Source organism: Streptomyces sp. NPDC007945, assembly GCF_042958885.1.
Lineage (GTDB): Bacteria > Actinomycetota > Actinomycetes > Streptomycetales > Streptomycetaceae > Streptomyces.
The window spans coordinates 1-18,246 of the sequence record NZ_JBIBJV010000019.1 but is presented as its reverse complement, the minus strand read 5'-3'; the positions used below and the strand labels follow the sequence as shown (position 1 = coordinate 18,246).

18 protein-coding genes and 3 pseudogenes are annotated in these 18,246 nt (G+C 70.1%); 6 read left to right on the top strand and 15 right to left on the bottom strand.

Translation table 11 applies throughout. The annotated features are described in order from the left end of the window. The 8 genes from ACFZCF_RS31800 to ACFZCF_RS31765 all read right to left on the bottom strand — a co-directional run. Positions 1–173 (bottom strand): transposase (locus ACFZCF_RS31800; protein WP_391290588.1); only part of this gene is annotated, 173 nt, incomplete at its 3' end. Positions 174–547: 374 nt separating this feature from the next. After that, positions 548–1,921 (bottom strand): NtaA/DmoA family FMN-dependent monooxygenase, encoded by a 1,374-nt coding sequence (locus tag ACFZCF_RS31795; protein ID WP_391290587.1) that lies wholly within the window; start codon positions 1,919–1,921, stop codon positions 548–550. Positions 1,922–1,931: 10 nt separating this feature from the next. After that, on the bottom strand, positions 1,932–2,885 hold the full coding sequence (locus ACFZCF_RS31790; RefSeq protein WP_391290585.1) for an ABC transporter permease subunit: 954 nt from the start codon (positions 2,883–2,885) through the stop codon (positions 1,932–1,934). Beyond that, positions 2,882–3,676, bottom strand: a complete 795-nt coding sequence (locus tag ACFZCF_RS31785; RefSeq protein ID WP_388449598.1) for an ABC transporter ATP-binding protein — start codon at positions 3,674–3,676, stop codon at positions 2,882–2,884. The genes ACFZCF_RS31790 and ACFZCF_RS31785 overlap by 4 nt, the downstream gene beginning before the upstream one ends. Positions 3,677–3,682: 6 nt before the next feature. Beyond that, entirely contained in the window at positions 3,683–4,711 is a 1,029-nt protein-coding gene (locus ACFZCF_RS31780; protein WP_388449599.1) for an ABC transporter substrate-binding protein, read from the bottom strand. A gap of 43 nt (positions 4,712–4,754) precedes the next feature. Next, a complete protein-coding gene (gene ssuE, locus ACFZCF_RS31775) occupies positions 4,755–5,327 on the bottom strand; it encodes an NADPH-dependent FMN reductase (protein ID WP_391290584.1) in 573 nt (190 codons plus the stop codon). Between the two features lie 34 nt (positions 5,328–5,361). Then, complete coding sequence (locus ACFZCF_RS31770; protein WP_391290582.1) at positions 5,362–6,342, bottom strand: TauD/TfdA family dioxygenase; 981 nt, start codon at positions 6,340–6,342, stop codon at positions 5,362–5,364. A gap of 623 nt (positions 6,343–6,965) precedes the next feature. Beyond that, positions 6,966–7,172: a hypothetical protein gene (locus ACFZCF_RS31765; RefSeq protein ID WP_391290580.1), complete on the bottom strand. Its 207-nt coding sequence runs from the start codon at positions 7,170–7,172 to the stop codon at positions 6,966–6,968. A 519-nt stretch (positions 7,173–7,691) separates the two neighbouring features. On the opposite strand from ACFZCF_RS31765, the gene ACFZCF_RS31760 reads away from it, so the two are divergent. Both ACFZCF_RS31760 and ACFZCF_RS31755 read left to right on the top strand, forming a co-directional pair. Continuing rightward, entirely contained in the window at positions 7,692–9,137 is a 1,446-nt protein-coding gene (locus ACFZCF_RS31760) for a SpoIIE family protein phosphatase (RefSeq protein ID WP_391290578.1), read from the top strand. Next, entirely contained in the window at positions 9,134–9,502 is a 369-nt protein-coding gene (locus ACFZCF_RS31755) for an anti-sigma factor antagonist (protein ID WP_391290576.1), read from the top strand. Before ACFZCF_RS31760 ends, ACFZCF_RS31755 begins: the two co-directional genes overlap by 4 nt. 549 nt (positions 9,503–10,051) lie before the next feature. Here the strand turns inward: ACFZCF_RS31755 and ACFZCF_RS31750 are convergent. Both ACFZCF_RS31750 and ACFZCF_RS31745 read right to left on the bottom strand, forming a co-directional pair. Next, on the bottom strand, positions 10,052–10,399 hold the full coding sequence (locus tag ACFZCF_RS31750; RefSeq protein ID WP_391290574.1) for an STAS domain-containing protein: 348 nt from the start codon (positions 10,397–10,399) through the stop codon (positions 10,052–10,054). 739 nt (positions 10,400–11,138) lie between these two features. Continuing rightward, positions 11,139–11,642 (bottom strand): hypothetical protein, encoded by a 504-nt coding sequence (locus ACFZCF_RS31745; RefSeq protein WP_391290573.1) that lies wholly within the window; start codon positions 11,640–11,642, stop codon positions 11,139–11,141. A gap of 772 nt (positions 11,643–12,414) precedes the next feature. On the opposite strand from ACFZCF_RS31745, the gene ACFZCF_RS31740 reads away from it, so the two are divergent. After that, positions 12,415–13,086, top strand: a complete 672-nt coding sequence (locus tag ACFZCF_RS31740) for an HAD-IA family hydrolase (RefSeq protein ID WP_391290571.1) — start codon at positions 12,415–12,417, stop codon at positions 13,084–13,086. Here ACFZCF_RS31740 and ACFZCF_RS31735 read toward each other — a convergent pair. From ACFZCF_RS31735 to ACFZCF_RS31725, 3 genes and pseudogenes are all read right to left on the bottom strand, one after another. After that, positions 13,067–13,475: pseudogene (locus ACFZCF_RS31735) on the bottom strand (transcriptional regulator); the annotation flags it as partial. The gene ACFZCF_RS31740 and the pseudogene ACFZCF_RS31735 overlap by 20 nt on opposite strands. Positions 13,476–13,490: 15 nt before the next feature. Beyond that, positions 13,491–14,363, bottom strand: a pseudogene (locus tag ACFZCF_RS31730) (IS5 family transposase). A 43-nt stretch (positions 14,364–14,406) separates the two neighbouring features. Further along, positions 14,407–14,721, bottom strand: a complete 315-nt coding sequence (locus ACFZCF_RS31725; protein WP_391290569.1) for a hypothetical protein — start codon at positions 14,719–14,721, stop codon at positions 14,407–14,409. A gap of 317 nt (positions 14,722–15,038) precedes the next feature. Between ACFZCF_RS31725 and ACFZCF_RS31720 the strand changes: the two genes are divergently transcribed. The 3 genes and pseudogenes from ACFZCF_RS31720 (at position 15,039) to ACFZCF_RS31710 (ending at position 16,918) form a co-directional block, all read left to right on the top strand. Then, positions 15,039–15,722, top strand: a complete 684-nt coding sequence (locus ACFZCF_RS31720; protein ID WP_391290567.1) for a hypothetical protein — start codon at positions 15,039–15,041, stop codon at positions 15,720–15,722. A 37-nt stretch (positions 15,723–15,759) separates the two neighbouring features. After that, positions 15,760–15,981, top strand: a pseudogene (locus ACFZCF_RS31715) (transposase); the annotation flags it as partial. Between the two features lie 56 nt (positions 15,982–16,037). After that, positions 16,038–16,918 (top strand): IS5 family transposase gene (locus ACFZCF_RS31710; protein ID WP_391290565.1). Its coding sequence is split into 2 segments (ribosomal slippage): positions 16,038–16,398 and positions 16,398–16,918, totalling 882 coding nucleotides; the frame shifts between segments, so codons are not numbered across the junction. Here the strand turns inward: ACFZCF_RS31710 and ACFZCF_RS31705 are convergent. Together ACFZCF_RS31705 and ACFZCF_RS31700 are read right to left on the bottom strand one after the other, a co-directional pair. Then, positions 16,896–17,267, bottom strand: a complete 372-nt coding sequence (locus tag ACFZCF_RS31705; RefSeq protein ID WP_391290563.1) for a hypothetical protein — start codon at positions 17,265–17,267, stop codon at positions 16,896–16,898. The genes ACFZCF_RS31710 and ACFZCF_RS31705 overlap by 23 nt on opposite strands. A 35-nt stretch (positions 17,268–17,302) precedes the next feature. Beyond that, positions 17,303–18,142, bottom strand: coding sequence for a S1 RNA-binding domain-containing protein (locus ACFZCF_RS31700; RefSeq protein WP_391290561.1), 840 nt, complete (start codon positions 18,140–18,142; stop codon positions 17,303–17,305). Positions 18,143–18,246 lie beyond the last annotated feature (104 nt).

Genomic DNA, 18,246 nt, shown 5'->3' with positions numbered 1-18,246 from the left:
CACGGCCCGTAACGCTCGGGCACATCCCGCCAGGCCGTCCCGGTCCGGAACTTCCACACGATCCCGTTCAGCACCCTGCGGTCGTCCAGCCGCTTGCGTCCCCGCAACGACTCGGGCAGCAACGGCCGGACGAACTCCCACTCGGCATCCGACAGTTCATGGCGACGTATCACGACCCTATGATCCACCAACGGCGATCATTTGAAGACACCGCCTAGTGGTTAAACCCTTGTTTTTCGGTAGCGAATCACTGCTATACCCACCGCGGGGCCGAAGAGCACAGCAGCGGGGGCGCCCCAGGCCTGAGCTGCGGGAGAACCCGTTACGTAAGAGAGGGGAACGGGCCGCTAACACCGAGCCCAGAGCGCGCTGGGCGCGGGGCCCCGCCCGCGTGCGCCGTATCGACGCGGGCGGCGCGGGCTGGCACAAACCTCATCGGGATCATCGAAGAGGATGCTCACAGAGCCGTGACCTGCAGTGGTGAGGTCGGCGTTGAGGTGGGCCGGCCCTGCGCGCGGTGGGGTGCTGCAGGGGCTGGATCAACCGTTCAGCGTCCGTGGTGAGCCGGCCTCTCCCGGTTCACCCCTACGCCGTCCCGTGCGTAGCGGTTGACCGGACGCGGGAGGCCGTAGTTCTCGCGGAGAGTGCGGCCGGTGTATTCGGTGCGGAAGAGGCCGCGGCGCTGGAGGATCGGCACGACGTGGTCGACGAAGTCGGTCAGGCCGGTCGGCAGGACCGGGGCCATGATGTTGAAGCCGTCGGCGGCTCCCTGCGTGAACCACTCCTCCAGCTGGTCGGCGATCTGCTCGGGGGTGCCGGCGAAGGTGCGGTGGCCGCGGCCGGCGCCGAGGCGGGCGATCAGCTCGCGCAGGCTGAGCCCGTCGCGGCGGGCGAGCTCGGCCACGAGGGTGAACCGGCTCTTGTTGCCGTTGATGTCCCGCTCGTCGGGGAGTTCGGGCAGCGGGCCGTCGATGGGCAGGCCGGTGAGGTCCACGTTCAGCATGCCGGAGAGCTGGGCGAGGCCGTACTCGGGGATCTGGAGGTCGGTGAGTCGCTGTTGGAGGGCTTTGGCCTCGGCCTCGGTGGAACCGATGACGGGGGCTATGCCGGGCAGGACGAGCAGGTCGCTCTCGGCTCGGCCGTACCGGGCGAGCCGGGACTTGAGGTCCTTGTAGAAGGTCTGGCCGTCGGCGAGGGTCTGCTGGGCGGTGAAGACGGCCTCGGCGTACTGGGCGGCGAACTCCTTGCCGTCCTCGGAGGAGCCCGCCTGCACCAGGAGCGGGTGGCCCTGCGGGGAGCGGGGCACGTTCAGCGGGCCGGCGACGCCGAAGTGCTTCCCGCGGTGAGCGGCGGGGTGGAGCTTGTCGGTGTCGGCGTAGATGCCGCGCTCCTTGTCGAGGACGATCGCGTCGTCCTCCCAGCTGTCCCAGAGTTTGGTGGTGACGTCAAGGAACTCGCGGGCCCGCTCGTAGCGGTGGGCATGCTCCAGGTGCTCGTCGCGGTTGAAGTTGCGGGCCTCGTCGACGCTGCCGGACGTGACGATGTTCCAGCCGGCGCGGCCGCCGCTGATGTGGTCGAGGGAGGCGAACTTGCGGGCGAGGTTGTAGGGCTCGTTGAAGGTGGTGGAGACGGTGGCGATCAGGCCGATGTGCTCGGTGACGGCGGCGATCGCGGAGAGCAGGGTGAGCGGCTCGAAGCCGCCCAGGGCGTTGTAGCGGGCCTTGCCCCAGAGCGCGACCCCGTCGGCGAAGAAGATCGAGTCGAGCCGTCCGCGTTCGGCGGTGCGGGCCAGTTCCTGGAAGTAGCGCAGATCGGTGATCCGCTCGGGGCTGCTGTCCGGGTGTCGCCAGGCGGCGTCGTGGTGTCCGGCGTTCATCAGGAAGGCGTTGAGGTGGAGGGTCCGGGGCGTCTGGTCGGTCATGTGGGGATTCCTAGGAGGAGGAGGGGACGCGCCAGAGGCTGAGGCGGCGTTCGGTGGTGACGAGGAGCTGGTTGAAGGCGACGCCGATCGCGGAGATCGTGATGATGCCCGCGTACATCTGCGGAATCGCGAAGTTGAACTGCGAGGCGTTGATCAGATAGCCGAGTCCCGCTTTCGCGCCGATCATCTCGGCGGCCACGAGGACGAGGATGGAGACGGCGCCGGCGAGCCGGATGCCGGTGAAGATCGCCGGCACGGAGGCCGGGAGGATCACCTTCTGGAACAGGCGGGGCGTGGAGAGGTCCATCGACCGGGCGAGCCTGACCAGGGTGGGGTCGGCGTTGCGGACGGCGCTGATGGTGTTGAGCAGGACGGGCCAGAGGCAGGCGTAGACGACGATCGACACCTTCGAGGTCTCGCCGATGCCGAGGAGCAGCACGAAGACCGGGAGCAGGGCGAGGGCCGCGGTGTTGCGGAAGACTTCCAGCAGGGGGCCGAGGAAGTCGGCGAGGGGCCGGTACCAGCCGATGAGCAGGCCGAGCGGGATGGCGACGGCCACGGCGATGGCGAAGCCGCCGAAGGAGCGGATCAGACTGGCCTGGGTGTGGTCGGCGAGCTGGCCGTCGCCGGCCAGCTCCCACCATGCGACGGCCACCTCGCTGATCGGCGGCAGGAAGGTGGCGTCGACGAGGCCGGCGCGCGGGGCGATCTCCCAGAGGGCGGTCAGGGCGAGTAGGGCGGCGGTCCGGACGGCGACGGCCTTCAGAGCGCGTAGGACGGCCAGTGCGCCGGACTTCGTCCGGGCGGAGGCGGGGGCGGGTGCCGCCGCCGCGGTTTCCGGGGCCGGTGGCCTGAGGACCGGGGCTCCGGCCGGGGCGGTCCCCACGGCGGGGGTGTTCTCGGCCGGAGCCGAGGCCGTGAGGCCCGCGGGCGCCGGTGCGGTGGTGTCGGTTCCGGTGGTCATGCGGCTGCCGCCTCCTTTTCCAGTTGCTGGGCGCGGGCCACCTCGTCGTGGAGGAGGTTCCAGATCGCGTGCCGGTAGCGGGCGAACTCCGGGCTGGACCGCAGGGCCTCCCCCAGCAGTCCGTCGCGGTCGCCGAAGGAGACCGGGACGACCTCCTTGATCCGGCCGGGCCGGGAGGTCATGACGGCCACCCGCTGCCCCAGGTAGACGGCCTCCTCGATGCCGTGAGTGATGAAGACGACCGTTTTTCCGGTGCTCTGCCAGATGCGGCGCAGCTCGTCCTGGAGGGACTCGCGGGTCTGCGCGTCGAGCGCGGCGAACGGTTCGTCCATCAGCAGCACGTCGGGGTCGTACGCCAGCGAGCGGGCGATGGCGACGCGCTGGCGCATGCCGCCGGAGAGCTGGTGCGGATGCCGGTCCTCGAAGCCGGTCAGCCCGACCAGGTCCAGGAACTCCCTCGCGCGGGCGGCGCGCTGCCGACGCGGCACACCGGTGGCCTCCAGGCCGAACTCGACGTTTCCCCTGGCGGTGCGCCAGGGCAGCAGCGCGTACTGCTGGAAGACGATGCCCCGGTCCAGACCCGGCCCGGTGACCGGCTCGCCGTCGAGCAGAATCCGCCCGGCCGTGGGGGCCGAGAGTCCGCCGAGGAGGTCGAGGAGCGTGGACTTGCCGCAGCCGCTGGGACCGACGATCACGAGGAACTCCCCGTTGCGGATCTCCAGGTCGATGCCGTCGAGAGCGGTGAAGTCCCCGAAGGCCTTGCGCACTCCCTCGAACACGATCTTTGCCATGTCCGGTCAGGCCTTTCCGTAGCCGTTGAACTCGTTGGTGTAGAGGTCGGACGGCGTGAACCGGTCCTTCTCGATCTCACCGCGTTCGCCGAGCCAGTCGAGCCAGAGCTGGAACTCCTTGTCGGGTATCAGTCCGCCCGTCTCCGCGATCCCGTAGGAGCGCCAGTACTGCAGGGCGGTGGTGTCCTCGTTGCGGCCGCGCTTCTCGACTATCGCCGTCATCCGGGCGACGGCCTCCTCGCGGGGCGTCGTGCGGGACCACTCGATGGCCTTGGCCACACCCGTCACGAAGGTCCGTACGGTGTCCGGGTTCTGCTTGATGAAGCGCTCGGTCATGATGTATGTGCCCGCACTGAACGGCCCGAGCAGCTCCACATCGGTGAACAGCGGACGGATGCCGCCGGAGGCGACGGCCTTGTCGCGCAGGATGCCGGTGAGCACCCCCACCTCGATCTGCCCGGCGCGCAGGGCCTGTTCGGTGTTGACGGGCGGCACGACCAGGGCCTCGACCTTGGCCGCGTCGTCCTTGGAGAGCCCGTTGCGGCTGAGGTAGGTGTCGAGCAACGCCTGGTAGTGGGCGCCCAGGGTGTTCATCCCGACCTTCTTGCCGATCAGGTCGCGGGCGGTGCGGATCGGGCTGTCCTCCAGGACGAAGTAGCCGGCGTAGGAGTGCCGGTCCGAGCCGTAGGAGGAGATGACGGCCTTGATCGGCGCCTTCCCGGCGGCGAGCTTGATCACCGCGCCGTTGAAGGCGCTGCCGAAGTGGGTCTGGCCGGTGGCGGCGGCCTGGATGTCCTGGGGGCCGCTGGTGGTGTTGCCGATCCATTCGAGCGTGACGTCTTCGAAGTACCCCAGGTCCGCCGCGAGTTCCGGAAGCGTGACCGCGCCGACCGAGCCCTGGTACTTCAGGGTCTTGACCTGCGAGCCGGAGCCGCTGCCACTGGCGGTGCCGCAGCTCACCGCGGCCGCCGAGATGCCGAGCAGGGTCAGGAACTGGCGTCGGGAGGTGGGGGTCGAGGCGAGGGCTGTGGGCATGACGGGTCCTTGGGGGTACTGGTCGTGGGGCGGGCGGGGCTGATTACGGGGCGGCGGTCAGAGCGGTGGTGGTGAGCGCCGTGGCGTCCGCGGCGCGCAGGGCGTCCCCGAACTCGTCGACGGCGTGGAAGAGGTCCAGCTCGACCTCGGGCCGCAGTCGGCCGCGGCCGGAGTCGCGCTCGACGGAGGCGTCCAGGACGAACCGGCCGGCGGTGACGTGCCGGGCCCCGAGAGCGGCGAGTACGGGACGCAGGGCGTAGTCGATGGCCAGGACGTGGGCGAGGCTGCCGCCGGTGACGAGCGGCAGGACCGTCTTGCCGGTGAGGCCGTCCTGCGGGAGCAGATCGAGGAAGGCCTTGAGCAGTCCGGTGTACGAGGCCTTGTAGACGGGGGTCGCGATGACCATGCCGTCGGCCTCGGCCACGGCGTCCAGGGCCCGGCGGATGTCCGGCTCGTCGCGGCGGGCGGAGAGCAGCTCGGCGCCGGGGAGTTCACGGAGGGCGAGGTGCGCGGTCTCGAAGCCGGAGTGGGAGAGGCGGCGCAGCACGTGGTCGGCGACGACGGCGGTTCGGGAGTGGGCGGAGGGGCTGCCGGTGATGGCGAGCAGCTGGGGCACGGGGGCTCCTTGGGCGTCGTACGGGAACGGACGGTCAGGCGGTGGTGCTCGCGGCGGCGCCCGCGGCAGGGGCCGAGGCGCCGGAAGCGATGCCGAAGGCCGGTTCCGGAACGCTCGAAGGGCTGAGCAGGCGGGAAGGCTCGCCGTCGGGGCCGACCGGGACGTCACCGTCGACGGTGACGCGGCGCAGGGTGCGCTCGTGGTCGTCGGAGTCGTCCACTCCGTAGTGCTGGGTGGCGCGGTTGTCCCAGATCGCGACGTCGCCGGCCTGCCACTGCCAGCGCACGGTGTTCTCGGGGCTCTCGATGTGGGCCTGGAGGAGTTCCTGGATGAGGCGGGAGTCGCGGCCGGTGAGGCCCTTGATGCGCTGGACGAAGTTGCCGAGCAGCAGGGTGCGTTCACCCGTCTCGGGGTGGACGCGGACCACCGGGTGCTCGGTGAGGAACTTCGTGGAGGTGAAGACCTCGCGGTACTGGGCCAGGGCCTCGGGCAGCGCGTCGGGCCTGAGGGCGGCGTAGTCGTACTCGTTGGAGTGGACGGCGCGCAGGCTGTCGGCGAGAGACCGCAGCGGTACCGGGAGGTGGGCGTAGGCGGTGGCGGTGTTGGCCCACAGCGTGTCGCCGCCGTACGGGGGGATGGTGACGGCCCGCAGGATGGAGAAGGCCGGATAGGCGGGGACGAAGGTGACGTCGGTGTGCCACTGGTTGGCGCGTGCGCCGTGGTGGGAGTCGATGCCGAGGGCGTAACGCCCGTCCGCGGAGGGGACTGTGGGGTGCGCGACCGGGGCGCCCAGCAGCCGGGCGAAGGCCTCGTGACCAGCCTCGTCGAGGTGGTCCTGCCCGCGGAAGAAGACGACCTTGTGGGCGAGGAGCGCAGCACGGATTTCGGCGACGGTGTCGGCGGGCAGGTCTCCGGCGAGCCGTACGCCGCCGAGCTCGGCTCCGAGGCGGCCTCCGATCTTCGCGACGGTGACGGAGGTGGTGGCGGTCGTGGCAGTGGCAGTGGCAGTGGCCATGAGAACTCCCTGTTCAAGGCGGATGAGTTGTTTCCGCAGCGGAGGAAATGGAGATACGGACCGCCCCGGCAAGCAGGAGGCGGCGCGGTAAGGCGCGATGCGGGTACGAGGAGACGCCGGGCCTGGCCACGGGAACCGAGGCCGCCAAGGCACCCGTCAGCGGGGGCACGAGGCGGAGCGGCCTCCGGGGCGGGGCCCTTCCGGCTGTCGGGGCCGGGAGCAGCCGGACTCAGGCCCGGTCCGGCCGTGGGGGGCCGGGAGCAGCCGGGCTCAGGCCCGGTACGGGGCCGGACAGCGGCCCGGACACCCGCCCGGCGCGGTGCACGGGCCGGGGATGTTGAGCCGCGGAACGAAGAGTGCGTTCGCGGTCATGGCTCGGAGCCTGGCAGCGACTCCGCCCCTGGTCAACCCTCGCCGAAAAGCCCCGAAGAGGCCTCGCCAGAGGCCGCCGACTCGGTCTGTGGACCCGCAGCGACCTGGTGTTTCCCTACGTCCGGCAGCAGTGCGCCACGCCGCTGAGACGGCCGAAAACGGTGGCCGGATTTCATGGCCCCGCAATGCGACCGCCACGCCCCCCGACTCACGGCACGATCGGGGGTGACAGCCAGGCGGCGGATGATGCCTCACCTGAGGGCGACCGTCCTGCCGACGAAGGCGACCCGGTGGCCTGTCTCGGTGGACCGCTCGAACCGCGGGTGCGCGACGTACGCCCGGTTGACGCACGGCATGGTCACCATCGGGATGCGCTTGCCGATACCTTCGGCGACGACGCCGACGAGCCGGCTGCCCCTGGGCCCGAGCGCCCACGAGGCCGGCGTGTTGAAAGTCACCGGTGCGACGAGAGCGGCGTCGGCTCGGGCCACACGGCCGGCTCTCCGGGGAAGCGGTGGTCCCAGCGTACGGGCCGGCCGATCAGGGCGGCGAGGCCGTCGAGGGATTCGTGGAGCCACCGAGCCGCCGCCGGCGTGAGCCCCCGGCATACGCCCCAGCCGCTGCGGCCGCCGCCTGGTTGCCCTCCGTCGCCGTCGGGCCCCCGGCCTCACTGAACCGCCCGATCGCAACCTCGCGCCCGCCGCCGGTACGCCGGAGGCCCGCACCGCCGGCGGGATGGGCACCTGCCCGCTCGGGACACTTCGCGCACGCCCGCCGGGGCGCTGACCGGCACGACGCCGCCGCTTCCCGCCGGTCGCCGCGTATGCCTCCCGCCCTGCGGTTCGGCTTCTTCCGCCTGCTTCTGGGCCGGCGGCTCGGCGGCGCCTCCTGAGCGGTGACGCTGGAGTGTTCGGTAGGGTTTCGGGGTGCTGGCTGTCTGGTCGGTGCCTTCCTGGGGGGATGACGAGACGAGGGACATGCCGGAGCAAGTGAGCCCGCCCGCGATAGCACCGAAGGAAACTCCGGTCGCGTCGGTCGAGGCGGCGCGGATGGCGGCGGTGCGCCGTTACGACATTCTCGACACTCCTCCGGACGGCGCCTACGACAGAGTCGCGGCGTTGGCCGCGCGCCTCTTCGAGGTGCCGGTGGCGACGGTGACGATCGTGGACGAGGACCGGATCTGGTTCAAGGCCACGCACGGCCTGGAAGGCGTCACCGAGATCGGCCGGGATCCGGGCCTGTGCGCCTCGGCGGTGCTCACCGATGACGTCACCGTCATCCCCGACACCTTGCTCGATCCGGTCGCCTGCTCCAACCCGCTGGTCGCCGGCCCGATGGGGGTACGGTTCTACGCCGCCGCTCCGATCATCACCGCCGACGGGCACCGGCTGGGCACGGTCAACGTTCTGGACACCCGCTCCCGCGAGATCAGCGAGGCGGATTCGGCCACGCTGGCGGACCTCGCGGCGGTCGTGCGTGACCAGCTGGAACTGCGATTGTCCGCACTGCACGTGGTCCGCGCCGAGCAGGAGAAGCGCCAGGCGGAGGAAGAGGCCCGTCGGCGCGCGGAGCGGGACAAGGCGGCCATCGCCGCGTTCGCCTCCACCCTGCAGCGCACCCTGGTGCCCCCGGCACTGCCCGCGGTACCGGGGCTGGAACTGGCCTGCCACTACCAGACCGCCTCCCCTCAGCAAGTGGGCGGGGACTTCTACGACGTCTTCCCCGTGGACGGGGGCCGGTGGGCGTTCTTCCTGGGCGATGTGTGCGGCAAGGGCGCCGAAGCCGCCTCGGTCACCTCGCTGACCCGCTACACGCTGCGAGCCGCAGCCCTCGTCGACGCCGATCCCACGGCCGCGCTCAAGGCCCTGAACTCCGCGCTGCTGCTGGACGCGGCGGTCGGCACCCGCTTCTGCACCGCCATTTTCGGCTTGCTCGATCCGGCCCAGGACGGCGGCTTCACGGTCACGCTGGCCACCGGCGGACACCCGCCCGCCTACCACCTCAGCCCCACCGACGACGGCGTGCGGGTGGAGGCGGTCCGCGCCAAGGGCGGCATGCTGGTCGGCGCGTTCGCCGAAGCCGCCTTCGCCTCACGCACGCTGCACCTGGCACCCGGCCAGGGCCTGCTGCTGTACACCGACGGGCTGACCGAGGCCCGCACCGCCGATGGCCGCATGCTCGACGACACGGGCCTGGCCGACTTCCTGACCCAGCGCCGAGCGCCCATCAGCGCCGGCCGCCTGATCGACGACACCGTCGCGCTCCTGGACACCCTCCCCGACACCGAACGCGACGACGTCGCCCTGCTGGCCCTGTCCGTCCCCACCCCCGATGCCGCTCCCTCCGGCATCACCACCACCGCCCACAGCGCCGCAGCCCCGACCGCCGACACCCCCGTCGGGCAGGAGAACCGACGCCCATGACCGACGCCTTCCACATCGACGTCCCACACACCGACGGCACCCTGGCCGTCATGGCACTGTCCGGCGAGTTCGACATCGCCACCGCGCCCGCCGTCCGGGCACAGGCCCTGGAACTCATCGCCGACGGCCACCCCGACCTGGTCGCCGACCTGGCGGGGGTCACCTTCTGCGACTCCTCGGGCCTGGGCGCCCTCGTCGGCATCTGGCGCTGCGCCAAAGACGCCGGCGGCACCCTCACCCTGGCGGCCATCCCCGATCGGCTGGGCCGCCTGCTCAGCGTCACCGGGATGGACTCCTTCCTGCCCGTCCACCCCAGCGCCGACGCCGCGCTCGCCGCACACCCGGCCAACCGCACCATCACCTGAACCCCCCGGCCGCGCCCGAGTGGCCTCACCCAGGGCAGACCCTGCCCTCGGCCTCGAACTCCCCCGTCAAAGGCAGCACGATGATGCCCGGATGCCGGGTTGGAAGAACGGCGGACGCCCGGATGCCGGGATGGAAGAACGGCGGACGCCCGCATACCCGCGGCAGGACCGCCGAACGGGCCTCGCCGCACCCCACTGGGCTCAGCGACCCATCCCGCCCCAACCGGGGCTACTGACCGGCCGCCCGGACCTCGCCGCTTCATACGCCGAGCGGCCCGCACCTCACACGGTGCGGGCCGCTCCTCCTCCACCCAAGGACCCGCCGGAGGGGGAGGTCGGCAGGCCCTGCATCGTACGAGCGCCCCCAAGCGCTCACTACCCGCTTGCCCCGCAAAACGGCTGCCACACCCACCGGACACTCGGGACGCCAGGCGCAGGAGACGAGGCCGGAGAGAAGCGGTCAACGAGCACGAGGTTCCCCACGGGATGTGCTCGCGCCAGGTGACGCTGCTGTGGAGCCGTACGTCACCGGGCGGGCCCGGCACGGACTCAGGACCCGAAAGCCGTGAAACCAGCGGGGGTGTCGGGGATGAGGCGCGAGAGGTCGTAGGCGGTGGGGAACAGGCCGGCGGCGACGAGCAGGAGCTGCAGGGGCTGATCGCGCAGGTTGGCCACGGCAGTCTTGCGGTGCGGGCCGCTATGGGGGGTGGGGCTGAAGAGCACCCGCAGGCCGGCCACGTCGGTGAAGGACAGATGTTCCAGGTCCCACAGCAGGTCGACGACACCGGCCGGCAGCCGGTCCACGGCCGTGTGCAGAGGGGACAGGGTGTAGAAGTCGATCTCACCCTGCGGAGTGAGACGTGCGCTGGTGCCGGTGATCGTGGTGGTGACGTTCATGCTGGGCGCGCCCCCTTCCGGGGGTTGATGAGCCCATGGACGAAACACCCCTGGTTCGATAGGGGGTGGACGACGATGGCGGGTCCGGGTGCCCTGGGTGGGGGCAACTCCCGAGTCCCAAAGGCCGCCGCGCCTGGCGGCGGCCGGTCTCGTGTCCTTTCAGCGTTGCACACTTACGCCCGCACGCGAAAGAGTGAGCAGTTCACACTGTTGCCGCAGGACAAGTCTCCAGGCCGGCACGGCACGTCTTATTCCCCGAGCCTAGGTCGGCTCCTGCATGGCCACCGCATCGATGAGGAAGGACGGTGTCGGCGGCGGTGCCGGGGGCGGGCGACAAGCACCCCCTCGTCTTCGGCTGCAGGACCTGCTGGGGCGGGTATTGGTCCGGGTGCGCCCGGACCGATCCTGCGCAGGCCTGCACCGTCGTGTGAGCCTCGCACCGAAGGCCATCCGCCCCGGCACGACGGCGAGTTCGTCTTCGGACAGCCCAACACGCGGGGCGCCCCTTCGACGAGCCCGTCGCCGGCCCACGTCTCTACGGCACCGTCATGGCCGGCTCCAACCCGAGCTCACTCGCCGCTCGTCCTGGGCCGGGGCCGACGGCACGCTTCCCATCGTCGAGGGATCGTGATCCGCCTGGACACCGTCACCTGCGCAGCGGGGCAGCCCGAAGCAGGTCTGGTCGTGGCCGGAGACCGAACTCGTCAGCGAGCGCGTCCGGGCCCGGGGCTCTCGGTGCCTACAGGGCTTGCAGCAGGAACTGGGTGGTGGTGTAACTGGCGCCGCCGGAACAGGTGTGGTTCTGCTGGGAGGCCGTGTACGTGAAGCCTGACGGGACGGAGCAGGCCCACATGCCGGTCACGGGCTTCTTCAGCAGGAACTGGTTGGTCGTGTAGCTGCCGCCGGCGGAGCACGTGTAGCTGCTCATGACCCCGGTGTGGGTGTAGCCGGGCATGGTGGTGCAGGCCCAGAGGCCGTCGACGGGCGGCTGGACGTAGAACTCCGTGGTCCGGTAGCTGCTGCCTCCCGAGCAGGTGTAGGAGCTGCGGGACGAGGTGTACGTGTAGCCGGACGGGACGGAGCACGCCCAGAAGCCCGAAGTGGTCTGCGCGGTCCCGGTCTCGGCCGTCGGGGCGGCGGCGGCCGGGGCGGTCGCCGTGGTGAGGGCCGTGGCGACGGCGAGGGCGGTCGTCGCGGCGGTGGCGAGCAGTGCGCGGGGAACACGGAAGGTCGTTCGCGGCATGGCGGGCACTCCTGGTCGGTTCGTTCTTCAGTCGCGGGCAACAGCGGGAAGCCGATTCGGGGTCTGACCCGTGCCCCGGTGAGCGCGGGGCGCGCCGAACACTGTCAGGGGCACCGGCACCCGGCAATACCTGTGCCGTGCGGCCCGCTGCCTTCCGGCCGCCCCCGGCACCCCGGCCTGCCTGCGGGCTAGCCGGGGTACGCCGTCCTATCAGGGCGTTCGATATGGCTGGAATGGCGGGGTCCGCCCCCGTTCGAACCGTGAGCGAAACCCGGCCGTCCCGTGTGTCCGCCCCCGAGGGCTGGGGCCATCGAGCACGCCCGCCTGCGCGACCGGAGGCCGGCCGACGGCGTGGCCGTGGTGAAGGCCGGCGACGGCGAGGTTCTCGAGCGCCTCGTCGAGGCCACGTGGCGGGGAGCACATCAACGGCTCCTGCGAGGAATGGGTAGCGCGGGCGGGTCGCGGGCGTCGACGGTGCGGTCGGCGCCGTAGGGGATCAGGCCCCGGGTGCGGGGGGTTCCCTCCAGGTCAGGGCGAAGTCCAGGGTGCGGCGGGCCTCATGGGCGTTGGTGTGGAGGCTGCTGCCCGGCAATCAAGGTCTTAAGGCGGCCTTGACCACCCTCGATATCACCGTCGGCGAGTATTCATCACACTACGTCACTAAGGGAAGCGTGTCCGGTGGGCCCCAGCGGCCGACGGCGGCAGCCCGCCATGGCGTGTGCGGCCGCCGTCTCTTCTGACACCCAGTGACCTGGCTACGTAGGATCGCCGCATGAGCAGCGAGATCCGTGCAGTGGTGTTCGACGTCGGCGAGTGCCTGGTGGATGAGACCAGGGAGTACGGCACCTGGGCCGACTGGCTCGGGGTGCCTCGCCACACGTTCGCGGCCATGTTCGGCGCCGTGATCGCCCAGGGGCGCGACTACCGGGATGTCTTCCAGGAGTTCCAGCCGGGCTTCGACCTCTACGAGCAGCGCGAGGCCCGCGCCGCCGCCGGCCAGCCGGAGCACTTCGGCGAGGAAGACCTCTACCCGGACGTCCGCCCGGCGCTCGCGCAGCTCCGCGCCGACGGGCTGTGGCTCGGCATTGCCGGTAACCAGACCGTGCGGGCGGGGAAGATCCTCCGCGAGCTGTTCTCCGAGGATGTCGACTTCATCGGCACCTCGGACGACTGGGGCGCGTCCAAGCCCGACGTCGAGTTCTTCCACCGGGTCGCCGAGGTCGTGCCCTTCGAGAACGCGGAGATCCTGTACGTCGGCGACCGCCTGGACAACGACTTGCGGCCGGCCGTGCAGGTGGGGATGGAGTCGGCTCTCGTGCGCCGTGGCCCCTGGGCGACGATCCAGTGGAACAGCGAGGAAGCCGAGAAGCTCCCGACATTCCGAGTCGAGAGCCTTGTGGAGCTGTCCGGCAACATCATCCAGTTCAACGGCCGAGGGCGCTGACGGTCGTCTCCCAGCCGTACAGCCGGTCGTCGAGGTCGCGCGGACGCAGCGTTCGTGCTGCCACGGCGTGAGCGCTCGCCGCACGTCGCGGACGCGGTCCATGCCCGTGCTGTACCAGGTCCGGCGGAGCTGTTCGAGGGTCACGACGGCGTCCTCGCACCCTTCTCCGGGTTGCGGTCGGCGGCCTCTACGGCGGCCAGGTCGCCGAGAATCACCGCGCGTTGTTCGTCCTCGCTCGGCTCCAGGAGGTCGAGGACCAGGAGCAGTGTCTCGCGCGCCTGCGGCAGGTGCCCGGCCGTGAGCTGGGTGTGGCCCTTGAAGGCCTGGAGACGGATCGGGCTGAACCAGTCCAGCCACGCTGGTGACGCGTAGTCGTTGCCAGCGGCTAGGTTCTGTCCGGCGGATCATGGTCGGAGCCAGAGTCTGATGGCGGCTGTGGTGATGGTGCCGTGGAAGACGTAGGCGCGTTTGTCGTAGCGGGTGGCGACGGCCCGGTGGTGTTTGAGCCGGTTGATGGTCCGTTCGACTTCGTTGCGGCGCTTGTAGAGCTCGCTGTCGAAGCCGGTGGGCCGTCCGCCCTTGCTCCCGCGGCGTTTGCGGTTGGCCCGCTGGTCCTTCGGTTCTGGGATCGTGTGCTTGATCTGGCGTTTTCGCAGGTGGCTGCGGTTGCGGCGCGAGCTGGCGGGAGTCGTACGCCTTGTCGGCCCGCACCCGGTCCGGACGCTTGCTCGGCCTGCCCAGGCCGAGCAAGCGTCCGGACCGGTTCGAACTGCGGGGAGTCGCCCCGCTGCCCGGCCGTGATCACCACGGACAAGGGTTTCTGCCCTGCTCGACGGCAAGGTGGACCTTGGTGGTCAGCCCGCCGCGGGAACGTCCGAGACCGTGGTCCGCCGGCTCATCGAAGACTCCGCCGGGCGGCTCCTTCTGAAGGTCCCCCTTTTCGCCGCCCCGGCAGCATGCTGGTGGGCCCGGCAGACGGTGGAGTCGGCATTGACGTCCCAGGTGATCAGGCCGTTCGCATCCGCCTCGGCCTGAAGCCGGGTGAGGATCCTGGCCCAGGTTCCGTCTCGCTGCCAGCGTCGGAACAGGTCGTAGACCCGGCCCCACGGCCCATATCGCTCGGGCACGTCCCTCCACGGAGCACCGGTCCGGGTCCGCCACCATATGCCGTCTATCAACTGCCACCGCGTCCACACCTGCGGACGCCCCGGCTTGATGCCCTGCGGCAGCAGCGGCTCAAGCCGGGCCCACTGGCCATTCGTCACCCCACGTCCCACAAGACGTGATCAAGAACGAACAAGATCCACTTTGCAACAGACCCTAGCTGACGGGCGGCGGCGCGACGAAAACGACGGAGTCAGGGAAGCCGCTGGGGCGTTCCTCAACCGAGACCGACGAGACCGCGTCGTCCAGGTAGTCGAGGGACGGGGTGTCGGTGGTGAAGGTCCAACTGGCTCCCGCGCAGTCGCGATCTTTGTAGACGGTGATCCGGTAACCAGGGCTGATCTTCAAAGACGAGATGGTGTCCTCTCCCACAGACCCGGTGCCCGAACCCAGGTTGTAATGGCCGACATCCAGGTCAGCACGCGCTCCGCCATAGTCCTTCTCGGTGAACACCTGCGCCTTGCCCGACATGCGAACTCCTCGCTACCAGAGTGTGACACCCAACTTCTTCCCCCCTGGTCCCACCGCCCAACCGCGGCCGCCTGGCCAGCCCAACCGACGGGCCCGCATGAGCGGCGGGAAAGCGATCGCCCGATCGACTCCCGCCCTCGCCGTGATGGGTATTGGGCTGTGGCCATTCGACAGGTGCGGTGTAGAGCTCGGTGTCCTGTGGCGCTGCAGTTGGACCTTTGCCGCCGAACTTGGGTGACCGGTTCTGCCACCCGTCTGGGTGATGATGCGTGTCGTAAGTGGTTCGGTTGCTGTCGAGCAGCCGATACTGCCTCGACGTGACTCCTTCACCGACATCTCTGGGCCGACGCCAGGTGCTGCGCCACGCGGCCGTCGCCCTCGCCGGCACGGGACTGCTGCTGACCGGTGGGCCGAACGCCCGAGCGGCTCAGCGCGCCGCGCTGCTGCCGGCCATCGGGCAGACCTTCAAGATGGAAATGCATGCCTTCGGCACCACTTTGGTGGTGCCGCTGCCTCCGCCCCTTCCCCGCTTGAACTTCACCGGCAGAATCTCGGTCGAGGTCCTTGCCGGAGGCGCGGACTCCGTCCAACTGCAGACCCTGGACTTCATCATGGCGGCCCAGAACCGGTTGTTGGGAGAGGTCCGGCTCACCCTCCCCACCATCGAAGTGTCGCCCCCGAGCACCCTGCAGGAGGGGCCGGGCGGCCTTGTGCACACGTGGCTGCAGTCGATGACCATGACCTGCGATCGGTGGGGTGACCTGGCCGGACCGTTCACGTGGGAGACGTCGCAGCCGGCGAAGGCAAGCGGCGATCTTCCTCAGTTTCCACCCCCGCCCTGGACTGCCAACCCCAACCCCGACCAGCCGCCTACCGGCGGAGCCTTCCTGACAGCGGCGAGCCCCATCCACTTCAAGGACGGTCCATCTGGCGACGGCCTGCCTGACCTCTCCGACGTCCAACTGCAGTGGGACGGCATCTACGAAGGACAGCCCCGCTAGAGCGTGTCTCTTTGATGGGTTGATCTGTTGATCGGATGTGTCCGTCCGATTAGTGATCACTGATGCGATGTGGGACCGGATCGAGCCGCTGATGCCGGCCGATCCGGTCCGCGGCCGGCGGTGGGCCGACCACCGCCGCCCCCTTGAGGCCATCGCCTGGAAGTACCGCACCAACTCGCCCTGGCGGAACCTGCCGAACGAGCTCGGCCCGTTCCAGACTGCCCACAAACGCCTGATCAGATGGGCCGTCGACGGCACCTAGGTTCTGTCCGGCGGTTCTTGTGACTGTCCGCTTGTCCGATCGTTATGCCGGGCGTGGGGCGGGGTGATCTGACGAATGCGGAGTGGGTGCGGCTTGAGCCGCACCTGCCTGCCGCCGGTCGGCGAGGCGGACGCTGGAGTGACCACCGGCAGGTGGTCAACGGGATCCTGTTCAGGGTGCGGACCGGGGTCCCGTGGCGGGATCTTCCCGAGCGATACGGCAGTTGGAAGACGGTCTACGAACGCCACCGGCGCTGGTCCGCCGACGGCACCTGGGACCGGATCCTGCGGGCCGTCCAGGCCGATACCGATATGGCGGGCCGGCTCGACTGGAGCATGGTAGGCGTCGACTCGACCACGTGCCGGGCCCACCAGCACGCGGCCGGGGCCCGCAAGACCACCCCGAAGGTCCCGAAAAAAGAACGACGCCCCGAAACCACCGCCCCGACGAGGGACTCGGCCGGTCCCGGGGCGGCCTGACCTGCAAAATCCACCTCGCAGGCGAAGGCGGCTGCCGCCCGCTGGCCCTCCTGCTCACCCCGGGACAGTGGGGCGACGCACCCCAGTTCACCGAAGTCCTCGCCCGCATCCGTGTCGCCCGGCCCGGCGGCGGACACCCACGCACCAGGCCGGACCACGTCAGCGGCGACAAGGCGTACAGCTCGCGCCGCAACCGCAGCCACCTGCGAAAACGCCAGATCAAGCACACGATCCCAGAACCGAAGGACCAGCGGGCCAACCGCAAACGCCGCGGGAGCAAGGGCGGACGGCCCACCGGCTTCGACAGCGAGCTCTACAAGCGCCGCAACGAAGTCGAACGGACCATCAACCGGCTCAAACACCACCGGGCCGTCGCCACCCGCTACGACAAACGCGCCTACGTCTTCCACGGCACCATCACCACAGCCGCCATCAGACTCTGGCTCCGACCATGATCCGCCGGACAGAACCTAGGGCGTCCTCAGCGTGCCTGAGGAGGGTGAGCGCGGTCTGAGAGTGGCCGCATCGGGTCTCGTCGACGGCCTCGACGGCGTCGAACCGCGCGAGAAGCGCCGCAGATGCGGGCCCGTGCCGGGCGTAGGTCCGCGCGGCCGTCATCCGCTCCACCGCGTCCTGCCGGTCGCCGGTCCATCCCGGGATGAAGGCGGTGTGCGCGAGGATTGCGGCGCCCAGGAGCTGGTCCTGCGGCGAGCCGGCGACCTCGCGGTGAAGGGGATGCCCGGTGAGACCCGGCTGGAGTCCCCTGCCGATCTCTCCTCCCTGGTAGTGGTGGGCCGCGTTCACCGCTTCGAGATCCTCCTCCCCCAGAGCGCCTGGTCCTACGAGTTGTGCCGCATCCGGGGCTGCGGCAGATTTCTGGCGGACAGGGTGAGGCGGCGGCGCACGAGGTCGACCTCGACAATCCGTACGGTGATCTCGTCACCCTCGCTCACGATCTGACCGGGGTGCTCGACAGGCTCGGCACGGAACTCGGCGTTGTGCACCAGGCCCTCGACGCCGTCGGTGATGCGAACGAAGGCCCCGAACGGAATCAGCTTGGTGACCCGGCCGGTGGTGGCAAGGCCTGCTTGGTCGGCGAAGGGAACGAGCGGGTCCTCGTGGAGAGCCTTCAGCGATAGCTGAACTTGTCCACGCCTGGTGTCTACGTCGATGATCTCGCCTACGACCCGCTGGCCCGCCGCGACAGCGTCTTCGGGATGGTCGATCCGCCGCCAGCTCAGTTCCGGGCCCCTGATGAAACCGGTGCACTGATCGGCCGGTTCGCCGTCGAGGTTCACGAACACACCGAAGTTGTGGACGCTCTGCACCGTGCCCTGGTGTGTTGCTCCGCACCGAAGGCCAAGAAGGAATGCCCGCAGAGCCGGGTCCTCGCACGCCGAAGCGGAGGCCCAGACGCACTCCAGCCGCCAGTCGACGCCTATCACTTCGAAGGTGAGGCGCTGCCCGACGCTCACAGCTTCGACTGGATGCCCGATCGCCTTGCGGGTCACATCACCGCGAGGGATACGCCCCATTGCCTTACCGGGGCCGGAGAACCCCTCCAGTTCGACGAGTACCTCCTGGTCCTCGACGCTGATGACCGGGCCGGTACGGACGTCGCCAGCTCGTATGGTGTTCAGGAAGTCCTTCAGGGGCTCGCTCGGCAGGGGTTCGGTCACGGCCACGACTCTAAAGGGTGTTGCAGAAGGTCCGCTTCGGGCAGGCCGGAGGGATGTTTGACTTGTCGGTTCACCCGGTGCGGGCGAGGTTGTGCATGGCGGCG